Origin of the sequence: Microbacterium sp. 2RAF4 (genome assembly GCF_052115285.1) — a bacterium.
GTDB classification, from domain to species: domain Bacteria; phylum Actinomycetota; class Actinomycetes; order Actinomycetales; family Microbacteriaceae; genus Microbacterium; species Microbacterium oxydans.
On the sequence record NZ_JBFRGI010000014.1, the window covers coordinates 1 to 456 of the forward strand.

Annotated in this window: 1 protein-coding gene; it reads right to left on the reverse strand. The window is 73.5% G+C overall.

Annotated features, from left to right (window positions below; translation table 11 throughout):
• Positions 1-456, reverse strand: a 456-nt coding sequence (locus AB4070_RS18560) for a patatin-like phospholipase family protein (RefSeq protein WP_441981405.1), incomplete at both ends; no start/stop codon positions are given.

Sequence of the window (456 nt, forward strand, 5' to 3'; positions counted from 1 at the left end):
GGTTCAGGCCCTGCTCCCCGCCCTGCCTGGCGATCAGGCCCATGTCCCAGATCACCGTCTCCTCGCTGTCGAGGTTGGGGGTCGCCACCAGCAGTCGCCGGCCCTTGTCGTGCTCGGCGGCGATGGCCGCCAGCAGTTGCGGCGTCACGGCCTTGTCGACCAGCTTGCGCAGGGCCGAGCTGCTGTAGAGGCTGGGCGAGGCGAAGGTCGCCAGTTGCCGCCAGGCCAGGATGTCCTTGGCCCCGCCGTCGGAATAGGCGGCGGCCAGTTGCGGGTCCCAGGACGGGCCGAGGAAGGCGAACGGCGCGGCCAGGGCGCCGGTGCTCACCCCCGTGACGATGCGGAAGTCTGGCCGCCGGCCGCTCTGGGTCCACCCCACCAGCACGCCCGCGCCATAGGCCCCGTTGGCCCCGCCCCCGGACAGGGCGAGGATCGCGGTCGGCCCCTGGCCCTGCT